This window comes from Paenibacillus sp. NPDC093718, assembly GCF_050279985.1.
Lineage (GTDB): Bacteria > Bacillota > Bacilli > Paenibacillales > Paenibacillaceae > Paenibacillus_AQ.
Genome location: NZ_JBNNUS010000001.1, coordinates 1,025,466 through 1,044,008 on the forward strand (window position 1 = coordinate 1,025,466; position 18,543 = coordinate 1,044,008).

The 18,543-nt window shown below is 50.9% G+C and carries 13 protein-coding genes and 1 other annotated feature; of the genes, 2 read left to right on the top strand and 11 right to left on the bottom strand.

Annotation, left to right across the window (positions count from 1 at the left end; genetic code table 11):
• Positions 1 to 146: 146 nt before the first annotated feature.
• The 5 genes from ACQKPA_RS05070 to ACQKPA_RS05090 all read right to left on the bottom strand — a co-directional run bounded on the left by ACQKPA_RS05070 (position 147) and on the right by ACQKPA_RS05090 (position 5,509).
• On the bottom strand, positions 147 to 1,331 hold the full coding sequence (locus ACQKPA_RS05070; protein WP_427489917.1) for an MFS transporter: 1,185 nt from the start codon (positions 1,329 to 1,331) through the stop codon (positions 147 to 149).
• A gap of 149 nt (positions 1,332 to 1,480) precedes the next feature.
• The gene (locus ACQKPA_RS05075; protein ID WP_071223382.1) at positions 1,481 to 1,783 is read right to left on the bottom strand and encodes an ArsR/SmtB family transcription factor; all 303 of its coding nucleotides are present in this window, start codon (positions 1,781 to 1,783) and stop codon (positions 1,481 to 1,483) included.
• Between the two features lie 45 nt (positions 1,784 to 1,828).
• On the bottom strand, positions 1,829 to 3,040 hold the full coding sequence (locus ACQKPA_RS05080) for a glucuronate isomerase (protein WP_427489919.1): 1,212 nt from the start codon (positions 3,038 to 3,040) through the stop codon (positions 1,829 to 1,831).
• A 29-nt stretch (positions 3,041 to 3,069) separates the two neighbouring features.
• Positions 3,070 to 4,641, bottom strand: coding sequence for an extracellular solute-binding protein (locus ACQKPA_RS05085; protein ID WP_427489921.1), 1,572 nt, complete (start codon positions 4,639 to 4,641; stop codon positions 3,070 to 3,072).
• 229 nt (positions 4,642 to 4,870) lie between these two features.
• Positions 4,871 to 5,509: a TetR/AcrR family transcriptional regulator gene (locus ACQKPA_RS05090; protein WP_427489923.1), complete on the bottom strand. Its 639-nt coding sequence runs from the start codon at positions 5,507 to 5,509 to the stop codon at positions 4,871 to 4,873.
• Positions 5,510 to 5,676: 167 nt separating this feature from the next.
• On the opposite strand from ACQKPA_RS05090, the gene ACQKPA_RS05095 reads away from it, so the two are divergent.
• Entirely contained in the window at positions 5,677 to 6,489 is an 813-nt protein-coding gene (locus ACQKPA_RS05095) for an SDR family oxidoreductase (RefSeq protein ID WP_427489925.1), read from the top strand.
• A gap of 54 nt (positions 6,490 to 6,543) precedes the next feature.
• On the opposite strand, the gene ACQKPA_RS05100 is transcribed toward ACQKPA_RS05095, so the two are convergent.
• On the bottom strand, positions 6,544 to 7,707 hold the full coding sequence (locus ACQKPA_RS05100) for an MFS transporter (protein WP_427489927.1): 1,164 nt from the start codon (positions 7,705 to 7,707) through the stop codon (positions 6,544 to 6,546).
• Between the two features lie 21 nt (positions 7,708 to 7,728).
• On the opposite strand from ACQKPA_RS05100, the gene ACQKPA_RS05105 reads away from it, so the two are divergent.
• A complete protein-coding gene (locus ACQKPA_RS05105) occupies positions 7,729 to 7,944 on the top strand; it encodes a hypothetical protein (protein WP_427489929.1) in 216 nt (71 codons plus the stop codon).
• 208 nt (positions 7,945 to 8,152) lie between these two features.
• On the opposite strand, the gene ACQKPA_RS05110 is transcribed toward ACQKPA_RS05105, so the two are convergent.
• The 5 genes from ACQKPA_RS05110 to ACQKPA_RS05130 all read right to left on the bottom strand — a co-directional run bounded on the left by ACQKPA_RS05110 (position 8,153) and on the right by ACQKPA_RS05130 (position 18,399).
• On the bottom strand, positions 8,153 to 9,715 hold the full coding sequence (locus ACQKPA_RS05110; protein WP_427489931.1) for a 2-isopropylmalate synthase: 1,563 nt from the start codon (positions 9,713 to 9,715) through the stop codon (positions 8,153 to 8,155).
• Between the two features lie 108 nt (positions 9,716 to 9,823).
• Positions 9,824 to 10,053 (bottom strand) — a binding site (T-box leader).
• A gap of 80 nt (positions 10,054 to 10,133) precedes the next feature.
• Entirely contained in the window at positions 10,134 to 11,204 is a 1,071-nt protein-coding gene (locus ACQKPA_RS05115) for a bifunctional 3-deoxy-7-phosphoheptulonate synthase/chorismate mutase (protein ID WP_194544030.1), read from the bottom strand.
• Positions 11,205 to 11,674: 470 nt separating this feature from the next.
• Positions 11,675 to 12,898, bottom strand: coding sequence for a Gfo/Idh/MocA family protein (locus ACQKPA_RS05120; protein ID WP_427489934.1), 1,224 nt, complete (start codon positions 12,896 to 12,898; stop codon positions 11,675 to 11,677).
• 75 nt (positions 12,899 to 12,973) lie between these two features.
• Complete coding sequence (locus tag ACQKPA_RS05125; RefSeq protein WP_427489936.1) at positions 12,974 to 16,915, bottom strand: discoidin domain-containing protein; 3,942 nt, start codon at positions 16,913 to 16,915, stop codon at positions 12,974 to 12,976.
• A gap of 272 nt (positions 16,916 to 17,187) precedes the next feature.
• Positions 17,188 to 18,399, bottom strand: coding sequence for a DUF418 domain-containing protein (locus tag ACQKPA_RS05130; RefSeq protein ID WP_427489938.1), 1,212 nt, complete (start codon positions 18,397 to 18,399; stop codon positions 17,188 to 17,190).
• Positions 18,400 to 18,543 lie beyond the last annotated feature (144 nt).

Sequence of the window (18,543 nt, forward strand, 5' to 3'; positions counted from 1 at the left end):
ACTTTCTTATTTTGGGGCGTCAAATTGATGTCCATATCATCGCTGAGAAGAAAGGGGATGGCTCATGGATTCTTTCGTTTCCGACCGTATAAAAAATGCTGTATATCAAGCCCCGTCACAGCATAGCCGTCACCAGTGGTTATTCATTAAGCTTCCAATGGCGCGCGCCCCATGCTCTCCCGCTTCCCTAATCGGAAAAGAACAAACGACACTATCATGGCTATGGCAACGCCCCCGGCACCGATCCAGGTAATGGATGACAAAGACCATTGCTCGACGGCAACCCCTCCGATGCCTGCGCCCGCAGCCATGGCGAGCTGCATCACGGACTGGTTTAGGCCTAGCATAACCCCGGATGAATTCGGCTCCAGCTGAACGAGGTTATACTGCTGCGTCGGACCGGAAGACCAGGCAGATAACGACCATATTACAAGAATCGCAAACACGAGAATGACAGATACGGCTGCTTGGGTAAAAGTCAGAACGATTAATGCGAGAATATGCAGAATCATGCCACCGGTTAATGTAAGCGGCACTCCCCATCGATCCGTACTGAATCCACCGAACTTGGAGCCAATGAGGCTGGCAATGCCAAAGGCAAACAGCGCTGCACTAATCAGACCTTCGTTCAGGCCGCTAACATGTAGAAGGTAAGGAGACAGGTACGTATAGGCAATGGAATAACCACCCAGCCAGAAGAACGTGATCGCCAAACCGAGTGCAACTTTAGACTTCTTGAGCAGCGCGAACTGCTGGAGCAGCGGTACGGGAGCATCCCCTTTGGTGTGAGGAATCGCCTTGTGCAGCACAATCATGGAAATAACCCCCAGAATGGCAATGAAACCGAACACTGACTTCCATCCAAAAGCAGCAGCAACGACACGGCCGAGGGGAACGCCGATGATCAGGGAAGCCGTGAAGCCCATGATGACCGTAGCGATCGAGCTCGCCTGTTTACCCGGCGGTGCGATTTTGGCGGCAATCCCGAGTGCAGTTACAACTACCATTCCTGCGCCCATCGCCATAATAACCCGCGCAATTACAAACGGAATATACCCCGGAAGGGCAAACGACAATAGATTCGCGATCACGAAAATACCCAATGAATAAATCAACAGTTTCCGTCTCTCCATTCTAGCGGTCAGTGCCATAAGAACGGGGGTCAAGATCGCATAGACCAATGAGAAAATCGTGATCAGCTGACCCGCAGCGGTTATCGTAATTCCTAACGAATCCGCAATTTTATCCAAAACTCCCGATATAATATACTCCGACGTTCCTACTAAAAAACTAACGATCGCCAAAAAATAAATCTTCCAAGCACCCGTCATGATTGTAATTCCACTCCCTTAGTAATATTTATATATCACGAATTGTCGATATGTTAAACCAATGAAAATACATATCGCAATATGTAGATATATAGTGTAAGACAAGACTGAATATTCCTTATTTCTGAAGGAATCATTCAGTACCTGCTCTAAATCTCCTGCTTCAAATACTCTCCAATTTCCCGGATAGCCTCTTCATCCCGCGTATAATACGTAAATTTCCCAAGCCGCTCCGTCTTGATCAAACCTGCCCGGTGCAGAATCGACAAATATTGCGATGCGGTGGACTGCGTCATATTCAATTTCTCGGTCACCTGGGTTACGCATACCCCGACTTTCCTCATATCAATCCCTTCGTGGGGTGTAAAATGTTGTTCCGGTTCCTTGAGCCACTGCAATATTTCAAGCCTCGATTCATTGGACAACGCTTTAAAAACTTCGATTGGTTTCATACGTATCATTATATCGAGAATTATCGATATGTCAACCTGTTTCCCTTACTGATCCTCCGTACGAATGCCATAGCGCTTCATGGCACTCGCGTAGAACCATTCGTTTGCCGTATCCAGCGCCGTCTCTTCGTCGATCCAGCCAGATAGGACCCGCTCCCACAGAAACTCGGCAGCCAGCTTCTTCACAAGCAAAATCTTGCCGTAACTCCATTCCATACATCGGGCATCCGAGACGATAATCGAGCTCTTGCTTGCCGGGAGTGCCTCCAGACGGTACTGCATGCTGTCCCGGTAGGTGCTCGCCCGGAAGTTGAACCACCACATGCCGCCGACATGAACATTCGGGAAATTCCAGGCCGCCTGCACCGCATCGAGATTGTTCAGCTCCGATGCAAGCACAAGCTCAAATTCACAACGGTACGACTCAAACAAAGCCGTCAGCTTTAGAATCCGCTCTGTATCATTAGCAGGGAACGCCGTACCGCACCACGATCTCTCTACTCCCAAAAACAGCTGAACGAGCAGGTCGTTCCGAGCCGCAGCACCACATATAACGTGCAGCAGCTCCATCAGAATGTCGTCACGCCCGCTTGCCGGCCCAATCTCCTTACGGATGTGCGAACTCGATTCATACCGCGGCAGCGTTGTCATGATGCCCGGGAGGCCAGCTTCGCGAAATCCGCCGAGCAGCAAGTCAATCTCGCCTCCCACATCAAGTAAAGTCCTGGCCGGATCATTAGATTGCACGATGCGGTCAACCCATGGACCCAGCACTCCGTCAATCCGGGGGATCAATACGGCATCATCCCGCATGCCTTGAAACGCTGCATGCTCCGGATGATTCACGACAAACCGGCGGATATTCATCCGATCTGCCGTTTGCTGTGCCCAGCCCTCTTCGGCGGATGCATGCCGTATGCGAGCCATGGCTTCCCGCACCGAATGTTCATCCTTGATGGTGACTCCGTATAATTCACGCATAATCGAGGTGAATACCCAGTTCATCAGCGTGCTTCTCGTTGATCGATAGGCTTTTAGAAAAGCGGCAATTCGCTCCTCCTCCGGTAATTTATCCGCTTCATCCGGGTATCCTCCAGCTTGGAGCTCTCGGTAAAACCAGAAGTAATGGACGATTTCCCAAAAGTCCCTTGCACCAAGCCGGTCACCGATAAGGTGAGTATGGGTATCGAAGACCGGCAGCCCCATGATTCGCTCGAAGAATACGGCTTGTTTGCCGCTCATATCATGCAAGCTCATGTGAACATCTCCTTCTCTTCATGAATCGGTTATTTCCGGTTTTCCGAGACGACAATCCCCTTCCCTTCGTTGTAACGGTCCGTGGCTTCCTTAATGATCTCAAGGCCGCCCTTCTTCTTGTATTCCTCAATCACTTTCGGCCAATCCGAGATCGGCTCTCTGCCATAAATCATCTTGATCATATGATCAAGAACGAGCTTAGGCCCCACGTCATCGCCTTGCGGCGCGGTATCCGGATATTTGGAATAAGCGTCCAATGCCGGCGAGAAACGGATCGACCCCAGCCCTTCCTTAAAGACCACCGTATCCATGAACTTGATCATGTCCTGCCCATCCTCGGTGAGTTCTTCCTTTGCCTTGTTGTACACCATATCGTGGACGAACCAGAACATGCTGCGGAAGCCGTCTTCATCCATCGCTTCCGGCGTGGATGGAGGCGTAAACTTGATCGCGCCGTTCTCCCGGGTGAACGTTTCGCCTTCAATGCCGAACGAGAAATATGTCTCTGCCTCCGGCGTCAGCATCCAATCAAAAAACTTGATAATGCCGATGGCCTTCTCTTCTGAGACCTTGCTGTTAATATAGTAAGATGTATTGATGCTTGAATACAGCAGATGGCCTCCTGTGTTCTCCGGACCGCGCGGCGAAGCAATGATATCGATCTTGGCATCTGGCACGGCATTTTTCAACTTACCGCGGAATCCCGAGAGAAGCTGGGCATTGGCTGACCACATACCGGATTTGCCGCTCTCAATGTTTTTGCCATAATCACTCGAGGTCAGGGTCGCAAAATCCTTAGAAATTAGACCCTCATCGTACATAGTCTTATAGGTCTCGAGCGCCTTCGTCATATTTTCCACGTCGAAGAACTTAGGAACGACCTCCCCGTTCTGGAGTTCGTACTGCGATGGCAGCACGTCGAACGCTCCCAGAATCGTGTCGGCATATTTGAAGTTCTCCCGCATTTGATACGGGAACTCCACGCCTTCCTTTTTCATCGCACGCATCACATCCAGAAATTCATCCACCGTCTTTGGTGCCGGGAGCCCTGTCTTTTCCAGCAAATCGGTCCGGATAAACAACCCTCTACGGGACGGGTTGGACAGCCATGCCGGTATTCCGTAAATTTTGCCGTCATAGCTTGTCTCCTGCCAGGCTTCCTTCGGCACACTCTTCATCAAATTCGGAGCATGCTCCTTCAGCAAGTCGTCAAGCGGCATAAATACGCCTGCTTCCACGGAACCGGACATTCCCTTGCTTGTAGCCCCTCCCACGTTCTGAACGACGTCAGGAATATCATTGGAGGCAAACATTAAAGTCATTTTGCTATCGAAGTCCTTCAGCGGCAGCATGGTCAGTTCAATATCCGTATTGGTCAGCTTCTCAAGCTCCTTCACCCATCTCTCTTCATTGACGTCCTTCGAACGCTCGGCATGCTTGTTTCCGCTGGTTGCCATGGACATCGTGAAAGACAGCTTGCCATCGGCGGCAGCGCTTGATGAACCGGAGGTTCCGCCATCCGCTTCCTTGGGACCATTACAGCCGGCCGCCGTAAAGGCGATTAGTGCGCTCATCAAAATCAGACTCCATTTTCTTCTCATCCATATCGCTTCCTTCCATAATTCTCACCTTTAAATCTAAAGCGCTTTCATAATAACATCCAACTCCCGAATATTAACATGTACTTTCTTCTGATCGCATGTGTTTTCCTATGCTGCCGTTCGCTGGGAGGAGGACAACCTCTATTTCTTCAAATAAAAAAACGGCATTTCTGCCGTTTAGCCGTTGATCTCATTTCAAATGGTTGCTTATCCAGTCCAACATGGGTTTCTATGATATCATCCCCAAGATTTGCATGATCTCCTGCTCCATTTTCGCATCCTGCACGGAATCGAGATGTTCTGGCTGGAACAGCTGGTATTTTTTCAACTGGTAAAAATCCATCAGCGCCTGTTTTAACGTCAGATCGTATTGGATCGAGAATAGCGGGTCCAATATACGACGGAGAACCGCATCGTCCTGAACCATGAACAGCGCAGCGTTCATCCGGTTAAATATGCCCTGGTTCATTCCGGCTTCGAAGAATGCCTCCAGATTTTTGTTCCGGGTCTGCTGGGCTGCCCAAAGTCGATCAAATAAATGCGGATAGGACTCTTTAAGATCCTGCAGGAAAAGATCCGACACGTAAATCACGCATCTCAGAGACTGCTCGTACGTTTTCTGAAAGCGATCGGCAAAAGGAATTATCTCATCCTGAACAATGAAATCTGCCCGAAGCAGATAGTCGATGTAATGCTCAACCACCACCTGAATGACATCATCTCTGGAAGAAAAATGCTTATACAGCGTTACTTTACTGATGTCCATATGATGTGCAATATCATCTATTTTCAATTGGCTGAACTTCGTTTTTCTCAGTACCGGCTTTATTTTCTCAATATATTGCTCTATACTTACCGCCTTCTTCACCTCTAGAACTCCCCCTCCCGTTCTACTCCTCATTATAACGCATGAAAGAGATCGATAACCATTTGAATTATATTTATCAACTTTACTAATTTAGTAATTTTAGTTTACTTTGTTCAGCATTCGTTATATACTCTCCTTGCAAGTGAGAATAGAGGAGGAATAAGACCATGAAGACCATTTTAATTACAGGCACATCTTCAGGAATCGGAAGAGGAACCGCACAATATTTTTGGGAGCGAGGATGGAACGTTATCGCAACCATGCGTTCGCCGGAGAAGGAGATGGAATTCATTCAACTAGAGCGTATGCTGGTCACAAGACTCGATGTTGTACGGAAGGAAACGATCGAAGCATCCATCGCTGAAGGGATTCGGCAATTCGGTAAAATCGATGTGCTGCTGAACAATGCAGGCTACGCAGCCATTGGCGCATTTGAAGCCGCGACGGATGAACAGGTAAGAAACCAGTTTGATGTCAACGTATTTGGTGTCCTCCAGACAACCCAGGCTATACTCCCCCATTTCAGAATGAACGGCGAGGGAACTATCATTAATGTTTCATCCGTTGGCGGCAGAGTAGCCTTTCCTCTTCTGTCCTTGTACCATGCGAGCAAGTGGGCCATTGAAGGGTTCTCGGAATCCTTGTTCTATGAGCTGGCTGCACAGAATATTAAGGTGAAAGTTATAGAGCCCGGAAACGTTGCAACAGACTTTACAGGACGTTCATTGGATCTGCTGTCAGACCCTTCGCTGAATGCTTATGCAGCCTATTCAGAAGCGGTGCTGCAAAAACAAATGGCCAGCTTTGAAACCAACGTCTCCACACCGGAGTTAATTGCGGAAACCATTTACGAAGCGGCTACAGATACATCCTCCCGTTTCCGCTATTTATCCGGAGCAGATGCTCATTTCTTGATGGATTTGCGAAGCAACGCCTCGGAGGAGGAGTTTATGGCGGGGATCACGCAGCAGTTCAGCTGAAAATTAGAAACCACCAGCTCCGTATATTCGGAGCTGGTGGTTTCAGGTAATCCATCATTGATCGGAAGACAGAGGCTGTGATTCTCCCCTACCTCGCGCGGCTGGCAGTAAGGACAGCAAACCGAGAACAGCCAAGAACGCCCCTACCCACAGAGGCGATGCCAAGCCAAATCCCGCATCCATCGCCATCCCTCCAACGGAGGAACCAACAACAACGCCGAGGCTGATAACGGACCCATGCACCGTCGTAACAAGCGATCCCGTATCGGCAACCCGGGTGACCCGGGTTGCCATGGCCGGGTTCATAGGCACACCCGCTAAACCCACGATCACAACCGCAATCATAGCGATCACCTGGCTGTGCACAAACAGTCCGAATATCACTAAAGCCGCCGCCAGAGCGACCAACCCAATGATGAGGATCTGCATCATATAATGATCCGCCAACCTGCCGGTGACCATGTTGCCAAGCACCGTCGCCACGCCGTAAACGCCAAGCAGGATCGGAACCGCCTGATCGCCAAAGCCGGTAAGATCGGTTAAGATCGGCGAGAAATAACTGAATGCGGCAAAGGTAGCTCCGATAATCAGCATGCTTGTAGCATAGGCAGCCCATAAATGGCGATTCTTGAAGGCGACAAACTCGCCCCGAATGCCGGCCGATTCAGGTCTTGGTAACGACGGGATCGTAAACTGCCCTACCAAACCGGATACCGACACCAGAACCACCACGGCCCAGAAGCTGGCACGCCAACCGAGCAGCTGCTCGATCCACATCGCCAGCGGAAGTCCGATCGCCGTTGCAACCATTAAACCGCCGAGGACGATCGACGCCGCCCTTCCACGCGACTCCGGACCGACGAGGGAGAAGCAAATCGCAAGCGATACGCCGAACGCCGCCGCAGAGGAGATGCCCGTGATCACTCTGGCCGCCATCATTACCTCATATGTGGACGCGACAGCTCCCAGCGTCTGGCCGACTAGGAAGATGGCAGCCAAGATCGTAAAGGCCTGTTTGCGCGGCACCTTCAAAAGCCCCACCGTCAGCAGCGGTCCTCCTATAATCATGCCGACAGCATAAGCAGTAATGAGATAACCAATGGCTGCAACCGAAACGCCGAATTCTGCTGAAAGCGAAGGCATAATGCCTGCTACCATAAACTCAGAGGTCGTCATCGAGAAGATCATTAAACCTAATACATAAATGGAAAATGGCAATGGTAACAACTCCTGTCTTTTATGATTCCAAACTTTTGTAATTATCGGTACAAAAATAGGATCAGTGAGTCCCGTAAACGCTCGAATAAGACGCTACTTTGCATACAATCAACTATTTTACCGTTTAGTACAAAACAATGCAAAAAAATAAAACAACTCGCCCACTCTACATTTCGGCATGAAAGAACATGCCATTTCGCTGCAAGGACGTATTCCTCCATAATCTTCGCACCATGATCGGCTCCTCTCTCCTATAGTTTCCAGCTCATTATATATATTTTGTAACGATCGGTCAATAAGTATGTTTTTAAAACCCATCTGTTACGGGCGGCCGCATACCCCACCTCTACATTAATAGTAGACGTGAGGTATCCACCCTCCGCACCAGCATTACGTTACTGTTATGACTTGGCCTTTGGTGAACGCAACCGTCTCATAACATGAATTATCGTGCATCCACCGGCGCTTGCGCCTGCACATCCTGGCTGGCATCAAGCAATACCGCGTTAATCCCGTTAAGAAAAGCCAATGCGCTTGCCTTAATGATATCCGTATCCATCGCGCGCCCGGAATAGATTTTGCCTTGGTATTCGATTCGGATATTCACCCGACCGATGGCTTCTTTACCCCTTGACAGACTGTTGATTTTGTAATCCTTCAACTGTACGTCCAAACCGACCAATGCTTTCATGGCGCTGTACAGCGCATCGATCGGGCCATCCCCCACCATGCTGTCCCTGAACGTCTCGCTGCCTTTTCTCAGCTTCACGGTTGCCGTCGGATACAGATCATTGGTCACGACCTGGAACGAATCCAGCTCATACAGATGACTGCTGACTTCTTCATGGGTACGGTGCTGGGTCACCAGATAAAAAACGTCATGGTCATATACTTCCTTCTTGGCATCGGCCAACTGCAGGAACTTCGCGAACAGCGCCTCAAAATCTTCGCCTTCGCCTGTCTCGAAGCCCAGCTTCTCCACCGCATTCTTGAACGCATGCCTTCCGGACCGTGCCGTCAGGATCAGCTCCATGCTGTCAGCGCCGACTTCCTCCGGCGACATGATCTCATAAACCTGCTTATCCTTCAGGAGACCGTCCTGATGAATACCGGAAGAGTGCGCGAATGCATTCTCACCCGTAATCGCCTTGTTCACTTGCACATCCAGGCCCGTCAAATGCGTCAACAGCCTTGAGGTTCTAATCAGCTCCTTGAGCCGGATATTGGTGGAGGCCTTAAAGTGATTCTCCCGGACCTTCAGTCCCATGACCACTTCTTCAAGCGATGTGTTACCTGCTCGCTCCCCTAAACCATTGATCGTGCATTCTACTTTCTGGGCACCATTTCTCACTGCGCTGAGCGTATTCGCCGTAGCAAGCCCGAGATCGTTATGACAGTGAACGCTGAGAATAACCTGGTCGTTCAGATTCTTCAGTCGTTCATGGATTTTGCGAATCAATTCGCCGAACTCATCCGGAACGGCATAACCGACCGTATCCGGCACGTTAATCATCGTTGCTCCGGCCTTCACGACGGCTTCGATCGTTGTCCACAGATACTCAAAATCGGACCTGGATGCATCCTCCGTCGAATACTGGACATGAGGCAGCAGTGTTTTGGCATACTTCACCGCATCAACGCCCATCTGGAGCACCGCATCCTTGGAGCGATTGAATTTCTTCTCCACATGAATGTTCGAGGTGCCAAGCACGATATGAATCAGCGGATTTTGCGCGAGCTTAATGCTTTCATATACGGCATCGATATCGCTCTTTACCGCGCGTGCAAGCGCAGTAATGGAGACGCTATCGCCTACGGTTCGGGCGATTTCCTGAACCGCTTGAAAATCCCCTGCCGAAGACGCGGGAAAACCCGCCTCGATAATATCGACGTTCAGCCGCTTTAGCTGCTGCGCAAACTCAATTTTTTGCTGTACGTTCAGTTTGGCACCCGGAACCTGCTCTCCGTCGCGCAAGGTTGTGTCCAATACGATAATGTTGCGTTCCATTTGATATTCCTCCTCGATAATCGATCGTTCATTTTCGTTTTCGTTTATTTATATCAAGCGGGGTTGGTTAAACCCGGAATTTAACCAACAAAAAACCCCGCCTCTACGTATAGAGGCGGGGTTGAACCCGCGGTACCACTCTAATTCATTTTATGCAAAATGATCTTCTTCGATGGCCATCACCATCTATCCCTGTAACGGTGGAACTCCGGCTAACCCTACATGATCAGGCAGCTGTTCATAGACGAGTTCAAAGGGAACGACATTACCGTTTCACACCTGCCAACGGCTCTCTGAAAAGTCATTTCGCTTTTACTATTTCTAATCAAAACATTTCGATATGAATTTTGATAACTATCTTAAGGAATGAGAAGCGTTTTGTCAACCCTTTATCTTCCAGAAGCAAAAGAATGCTTTTTTACAGCAATCCGGATTTCTTCACATTCGCCAGGAAATCATGGAATTCCGGAATATTCAGCTGCTGCGCCGCATCGGACAACGCCGTAGCCGGATCGGGATGAACTTCTACCATCACGCCGTCAGCTCCTGCAGCAAGAGCCGCTCTGGCACAAGGGGCCAGGATGTCCTTACGGCCCGTGGAATGCGTCACATCCACCAGCACCGGAAGATGCGTTTCCTGTTTCAGAATCGGTACCGCCGAGATGTCCAAGGTGTTTCTCGTCGCTTTCTCGTACGTCCGAATGCCGCGTTCAATCAGCATCACTTGCGTATTACCGCGGGACACGATGTATTCCGCAGCGTGCACGAACTCATCGATCGTAGCCGCAAGACCGCGTTTCAACAGCACCGGCGTCTGAACATCCCCCGCCGCTTTTAACAGCTCAAAGTTCTGCATGTTCCGCGCACCGATCTGAATGACGTCAATGTATTCGCACGCAAGCTCGATATGCGCAGGGTCCACGATTTCGCTGATCGTCTTCAGCCCGAACTCGGACGCCACTTCCTTCAGAATTTTCAGGCCCTCAATGCCCAGGCCCTGAAAATCGTAAGGCGATGTTCTCGGTTTGAACGCGCCGCCGCGCATGACGGTTATGCCCGCTTCCTTAAGGGCAGCCGCAACCTGGCGTACTTGCTCATAACTCTCAACGGAGCATGGTCCTGCGATCATGACCGGCGTGCCGCCGCCGATCACCGTATTGCCCAGCTGAATCAGCGTATCTTCCTGCTTCTTCTTCCGGCTCACCAGCAAATGCTTCTTGTGATCGACTTGCTGAAGCTTCAAGGATGCCTGGAAAATCTGTTTAAATAAATGACGCACCGTTTCATTATCGAAAGGACCTTGGTTATGCTCCACCAGAGTATCCAGCATTTTTTTCTCGCGTACCGGATCAAAATCAGGAACTCCCTGCTTTTGCTTCTCCTGACCGATCTCCTGGGCGATTCGTGCCCGCTCCGACAACAGCTCCAGCAGCTGAAGATTAACGGAATCTAGCTCTGATCTTAATTGTTCCAAACGTCCTTGACTCATCTGAAATCTCTCCCTCACCTTTTTTTCTGGTTTATAAAAACAAAAAGACCCCCCGCCCGGAAAGGGACGAGGAGTCGTGGTACCACCCTTATTAGATATGCCAAAAAAAAGCAAACACATCTCACTTGAACCTCTTAACGCAAGGGTTACGGGTAAACCTACCCTCTGCACGCAACATGCAGATTATCAGCATACCAGCTCCGGAATGAACTTCAGCGGAGAACCTTCGCCCGGGCGCTCTCAGTCGGTGGCTGCCCTTTCCTGTCAGGAACGTTCTTTCGCTTACTCTTTCCATCATCGCTTGTTATAACATATCGTGTTGGTTAATTAAGAAGCATTGTATTACACCCCCGATTGAAATTGCAAGAGTTTTATTTAAAGCTTGGGTGCTTCAACGCCATAAAGAAACAATAAATTCCGCTTTTTGCAGGTGTTCACAATCTCCATACACACATGGATCTTTCCCTTACTTAAAGCGCATAAGCTGTGGAGTTGCCCTGAGGTCTATTCATCCATTTCCCGTTCGTGAAATCGGGGAACGGAAGCATTGTGCCTCCAAGTTCAATCGATTGCTCGGATAGCGCGGTCACAGCCATCCAGGCGGCCATGTCGTACACATCGATCGGCATTTCCGTTTTCTTGAGCACACTCTCGACAAAAGCGCGCAGGCATAGATAGTCCATGCCGCCATGTCCTCCCCGTACGCCGTCTTTCAAATAATCCGCCCACACCGGATGCTCGTACTCGTGGAGATAGGATTCGAACGGCTCCCATGCATGGGCCGGGCTCCGATCTTCAATATGAATGACGGCACCGTCCTCCATCCAGATGCCCTTCGTTCCCTGTACACGTCCCCCGCGGGAATATGGGCGGGGCAGGGATGTATCGTGCGTCAACAGAATCGATTCACCGTTGGCGCACTGAATCATGGTGGTAACAATATCACCGAGAGCCATATCCGTAAGCGTAACCGGGTGCTCGGCACCCAGGTTTCTGCGAGCCCACTCTGTTATTCCGCGCGTCTTGGTGGACATGGAGGAAAGCTTGGTAAGACGGTTGCCCCGGTTGATGTTCAGCATTTTGGCTGCTGGCCCCAGACCGTGGGTCGGATACACATCGCCGTTGCGGTGCAAATAATTGTGGACGCGGTAATGGCGGTTTTCCACCCCCATCGCTACTTCTTCCCGGAGATCATGCTGGTAAGCCCCCTGACAGTGAAGCAGTTCCCCGAAAATCCCCTCCCTTACCATCCGCAGCAGCGCCATTTCTTCCCGGCCATAACAGCAGTTTTCCAGCAGCATGCAGGGCGTACCGGTCTCCTCATAGGTGCGAACCAGCTGCCAGCATTCCTCGAGGGAAGCAGCGCCTCCCACCTCCGATGCCACAGGCTTTCCCGCCCTCATCGCGGCCATGGCGATCTCGCTGTGGCTGGTCCAGGATGAAGCGATGATAACAGCCGTTACATCCCTACGTGCAATCACTTCCCGATAATCCGTAGAGCAAGCAGGGGCAGATTTTCCTGTTTCAGCAACCTGCCGTGCAGCCTCTTGAAGGCGATCCTCGTATAGATCCGAAATCGCCGTAATCTCCACATCCGGCATATCACTCAGCAGCCTCAGCAGATCTTTTCCGCGTTTGCCGAGACCGACAAAGCCTAACCGAATCTTTTCTTGGGAATCGTTGTACCCGATCATATATGAACTACTCCTTCTATCATGAATTGGCCCCTTTAACCTTATGTTGATTCATGGCAGAACGGGCCTCTGCCATCATTGTCCCCTGCCCCATCCATTTCCGTTCATCGGACGAAAGATGCCGACCTCCGTGTAATTATTCCATTGGTTCGACGTATTGCCCGATCCGTTGATGCGGATAAATCTCGCCGTTACCTCGGGAAATTGGAATACTTCCGGTTGGCTGGTCGTTCCCGAGCTGAGTCCGTCCGGGTAAATCGTATTCCAGTGGACTCCATCGGTGGAGGACGTCAATGTAAAATAGGACCTTCGTGTTTCCCCGCTGAAAAAGGCGATAGACACCGCGCCCACCTTCCGATTCTCTCCGAGATCGTATTGAATCCAATGCGATCCTTCCGATGTCCAGCGCGTCTCATAATTGCCATCGATCGTTTTCTCCGGAGTATATCCGTTATTCGCCTGCGGGGATGCGCTGGCTGTGACCTCTTGAACCGGCAAGCGATGACCGGGAGGAGGATCGCCAATCAACGGTCCAGGCTTCAAAGCGATGGTATACCGATTGCGGACGTCCGGATTGGACCGATCGGTCACATCAATATACGTCTTGCCGGGAACGCCGCCAGCATGGATGACAGCAACATCATGATCGGAAACAACCTCAATCTCCGGAACCTTCGAGCGCTGGTCGTACGGAACCGTCCATTCGTAATAGGTGCGCTGCGGATCAAACCCGGGCAGGGCGGAGCCGTCCACCGAGATGGCATTCACTTCTGGCAGCCGCACCTTTTGCGGTAGGGGACCGTCCGGAATCGACCAATCGTCAAGGCTGTGGAACTCCGGCGCTTCTTCCGGAAGCGGAGCCTCTTCGGTCAAAGGGACCATCCACAGTGACAGTTGGCCCCGGTTCGCGCCGGTCATATGAACAACCAGCTTGCGTATGCCGTGATTCACGGTTTGACCCGAAGGATTCGGGGTCCCCTCCAGCGGCTGGGCCATCATCTCGGAGAATGCTGCCCCTTCGGGAGCAGCCAGCATTTTGACGTACAGTTTTTTGTCGTTCTGCGTCAGCACGGCTTCTTGGCCACTCCCGAGCACTTCTATGTCCGCTTCCGTATGCATAAACCAATAAAGATCGGAAGACGATTTTAAGTCAAACTCATCCTGCACGACCAGTTGCTGACGATCCCCGGTCAGCATTAATCCACGCCTGTAGGATAACGCATCCTTCGGATAACGCTCGGTCAGGTCGATCACGCCAAAAGCGCCCCGCGGCTTGGATTCACTTCTTACAAGCGGTGCCCGCGCATCGTAATCCTGCATGAAGACGGGATTCGATTCCGGGTTGATTACCATTACGTTTTGTCCCTGGGCGCCTTTGCGGTAATAGGTCCAGCGTTGTCCGCCGGCATAATCCCAGAATCCTGGCAGGTTATAGTTTTCCATCCCTAGATCCGTCGCCCACCGCTCACCCAGCGCATCGAACACAAATGTGCCTGCGTCCATATCGATATGGCTCAGCAGTGTATCGTTAAAACCTTTCACCGAAGCAAAGGTATCATTCAAGTCTGACCATCCGCTCCGCATGGATATCGATTCGATACCTGTGAATGTACGGTCCAGTGAAGGGGGCAACTCATCAAACATCCCCGGACGGTAAAACAGCAGGTAGTAAGGAGAAAAAGCCCCTTTACGACGGGTCAGTTCGCCTGCATACCAGGCGATGTGCGGCTGATCGTAGAAATCTGCCATCCAGAGCGTCTGGGGATGCACATTCGGTGTCGCCGAATCGTAAAAATTAAAAAATCCTCCCGGCCCCCATAAATGCAGCGGATACTCGCCGGATTCCTTCACCCCCTCAAGCTCGGCCAACCCGTAATCGGTTCCAAGCGTACGGTGCATGGCAGCCATCTTGAAAAACAGAAACTCCGTCCCGTACTGCCAATAATGCGGCCCCTCCGGCCACGATCCGTCCTCAGTAAAGAAACGGAGCGTATTCTGCAGCTTACGATAAGACCCGCGCAGAATTTCAAGCCCGGCTTGCGTCACCTTCTCTTCATCGCCCAGCATGGCTAGCGCCGCAACGGAAAAGCTGCCATTATCCACAAAGTTAATGTTGTTGTACTCCCCGTTGTGGGTAAATTCCCCGCGATACCAGGCAAGCGCGTGAGAGAAGGCATGCTTCATGACCGCCTCCGTCACCATCGCTCGCTGCTGTTCTGACATGGCATCATACAGCCAGTCGTAAGCGAGCGAAAATCCAAGCGTCATATACGTCAAGGAGAGCATATTGTTATAACGTCCTCCCCAGTCGGGGTATGCCGCGGCAGACTCCAACTCCTCGATTGCCCGGCGAGCATAGGCTTCATCCCCGGTCAGCTGATACATCATCGACGTTCGGATCAGCAAATCCCGGACATTGCTGTTGCTTCCTCCATTCGCAAGATATCCGTACGACTCCGTCTCCAGCAGTTGATCCGCCTCCCGCTTCAGCTGGTCATACCACTCTGTCACATATTCATCCTGCCCGATGAGTCCGCGGATGGAAGCAAAATCACCGGCATCCGCGAATACGCGGGGATGTATGCCTTTATTACCGCTGGAGGTCAATCGATCCAAAAGATCCGCTTCATCCGGCACCACAAAAATACGAGTCTTGCCAGTGGCCGATTTCCCGGATGCCGTCGTCGCCGTAACTTCAAACGTATCGTAGCCGACTTCATTAGGCGCAGGCGTATAAGTAAAGGAGCCGTCCGACGCCAGGCTCATTTCACCGCGGGGAGACGTGCGAAGTGTCCATTCCACCTCTTCTTCCGACAACAGGCGGCCCAGTTGTCCGGTCAGCGGAGTATTTTTTTTGGTGGAATACCACGTCAGGTCCAAGAGCGGAGGCGAGTCCAAAGGAAGCACCTCAATCTCCGCCGCGGCTGCTGCAGGTCCGCCATCCGCTCCGTAAGCCAGGAAAATAAATGAATCGGTTCCCGCGTGGCCGCGGTTCGGATAATACCGGAACGAACCATCAGGCAGGACTGAAACCGTACCATTGCGTGGTGCAGCGGCCAGTTCAAATGAGACCGAAGCTCCCGAGCTGTCCGCAGCAGCTAACTGTCCGTCTAATACGCCATTCTCGCTCATGGACCCCAAGTAGGACTCGGCGATAAGCGAAGGAGGCGTACCCACGGTAACCACGCCCTGTCTTGTTATCCCGCTCTTCGGGGACAGAGCAGATATGACAGCATAACCGGGCGCATGGGCCGCCACCTCCCCGCTTTGATACACCGAAGCTACGACCGTGTTAGATGAAGCCCATTCCAGAAACGTATCTGAAGCATTCACCGGTTCATAGGCTGCCTGGAAACGTCCGGTCTCCCCCGGTTGCAGGCTGATGGTCTGGCGGTCGAGTGTAATATCCCGGAGCGGGACATACTCCCGCAGGGATAGCTGGTCGAACCAGACCGTACCCGCTGATTTTTCCAGAAAGGCCTCCACCTTTCCCTGGGGATTGACATCCATGTCTGCAGCCACATGAACAACATGGCTGAAGTAGGTCCAATCCTTGGTCCCCTTTTCACCTTGAAAAGCATAACTGATACTGCTGGTACCGCCTCTCTTGTACTGGAAGCGGACCAGCACCTGATCCGATACATTCTCGAGCTTGTACATGCCACTGAGCAAATAACTCTTACCTGCCTCAATGCCTGCCGCGGGGAGCGTTATCGCTCCCCGGTCGGTTCCAGATACGGTACCGGTAATGGAGACAGACCGGGCCCCACTATAATAGACGGAGTCATCGACCGCAAACACCGGATTTCCAGCCGCCTTCCATTCACTCACATGCTCGGGAGCCACCTCGTTCAGCCAGGCTGCCTTCGTTGTGACGGATTCAAAATCCGAATTCGGCAGCAGATTGCTTCCTTCAGGAGTCCCTTGAGCCCAAGCCTCACTTCCTGTCCTCGAAATCCCTCCTACCGATAATGCGGTAACAAGCACGAGCGTTAGCCAGCGTTTAAAGAACATCATCCAATCCCTCCCTCTCACGGATTCATCAGAATGTCTTGATTTATGCTGCCCTTTCCCCCTCTCCTTTCGCCTCCAACGTGTTATACCTAGCATCATAACGCAAGCACATTTATGCCGTACAACATATCTTAAAAATTGATAATGCATCTTCAATTGGTATCATGCCATCCAAGATTTTTGTTCGGTTTTGTTATAAAAAATCTCGCCCTATAAGGGACGAGATTATGGTGAAATTCTTATGAACATACTTTATGCGAGGGTCTAACCTTAACTTATTCAGCATGCAAAGCGGCCTTTCGCTCTTGTTTCACCGGATTTCCCCAGTATGTAAACAAGCGCCAAACATATTCGAATGGTCCGATCGGAAGCCGCTTTAACCTGCTTCTACTGAACACAACTTGGAGAGCGAAGATAACGAATACCATCACCATCTGCCAGATCGGTTCGATCGTTCCGTACCACCCCAATCCGTAGCTGTAAAAAATCAATCCGCAAAGAATCGATTGAAGCAAATAGTTGGTGAAGGCCATTTTTCCCGGATAAGAAAATAGATTCAACACCTTCTGCCACGATTTGTTCTGGTATAAAAGTGCAAACACGCCGATATAGCCCAGTGTCAAGAGTGGTGCCCCAACGAATAAAACGACCGCCTCGCCCCAGGATGGAAGTCCATCCGCCAGCGACATCACAAGTTGAAGGACAAGACCCAAACTACCTCCAATGACAACCAATCGGATGATCCCTTTCCGGTTCTTCTGGACCTCATGCAAAATACGACGCTTGCAGAAGTAGGCACCCATCAGGAACATCCCTAATACTTGGGGGTAGAAGACCACCATATTCAAAATGGAGCCGATGTAATCATTCAGTCGCTGAGCGATGATCTGGGCCGTCGTCCCCTCTCCGTATATGGCGGCATCCCGCTCCTGGAAATAGATTCCCATCTGATGGGCATCCGCCGGGCTAAACGGCTCGAATACCTGGCCGGATGCCGGGTTCAGAAGGCTTGCTCCCGTCAGCAGAACAGGAACGAGCAACAGCAGGGATAGCGACCAGATCAGCAGCGTTCTTGGCTTGCAGCGTTGAAACAGCATCAGCAGAAAACCCATGAGTGCATAGTGGGTCAGAACGTCTCCGTACCAAATCAGGATTCCATGGATCAGACCGACTAGAAGCAAAGCCGTCAATCTTCGAGTATAGAGGCGGTTAAAGCTTCGTCCTTTTGCCTGACTGCTCTCCTGTAACATCACCATGCCAAAACCAAACAGGAAAGAGAAAATCAATATGAATTTGCCGTCAATTACAATTCCGCGCAGCAGCATCAGGACTTCATTGTACCAGCCTGTCCATAATTCAACCCCGAACGAAATGGTTTGCAGCGATGTCGTAAAAAACGTAATGTTCACCAAAAAAATGCCTAATAGTGCAAATCCCCTCAAGCTGTCAATAAGCTGTATTCTTGGCTGTGAATTCGTTGCCATCATCGTACCTCCTTATCAATGTGCCTTCAGGTTAAGGTACAATCATAAAGAAAGGATAAAGAAACTTATATTGAACTGTAAGTATATAGTAGCTTAGGCATCACTGCGCATGCGGATCATTCTTCCGATCGCTGTTGCCCCCAGATT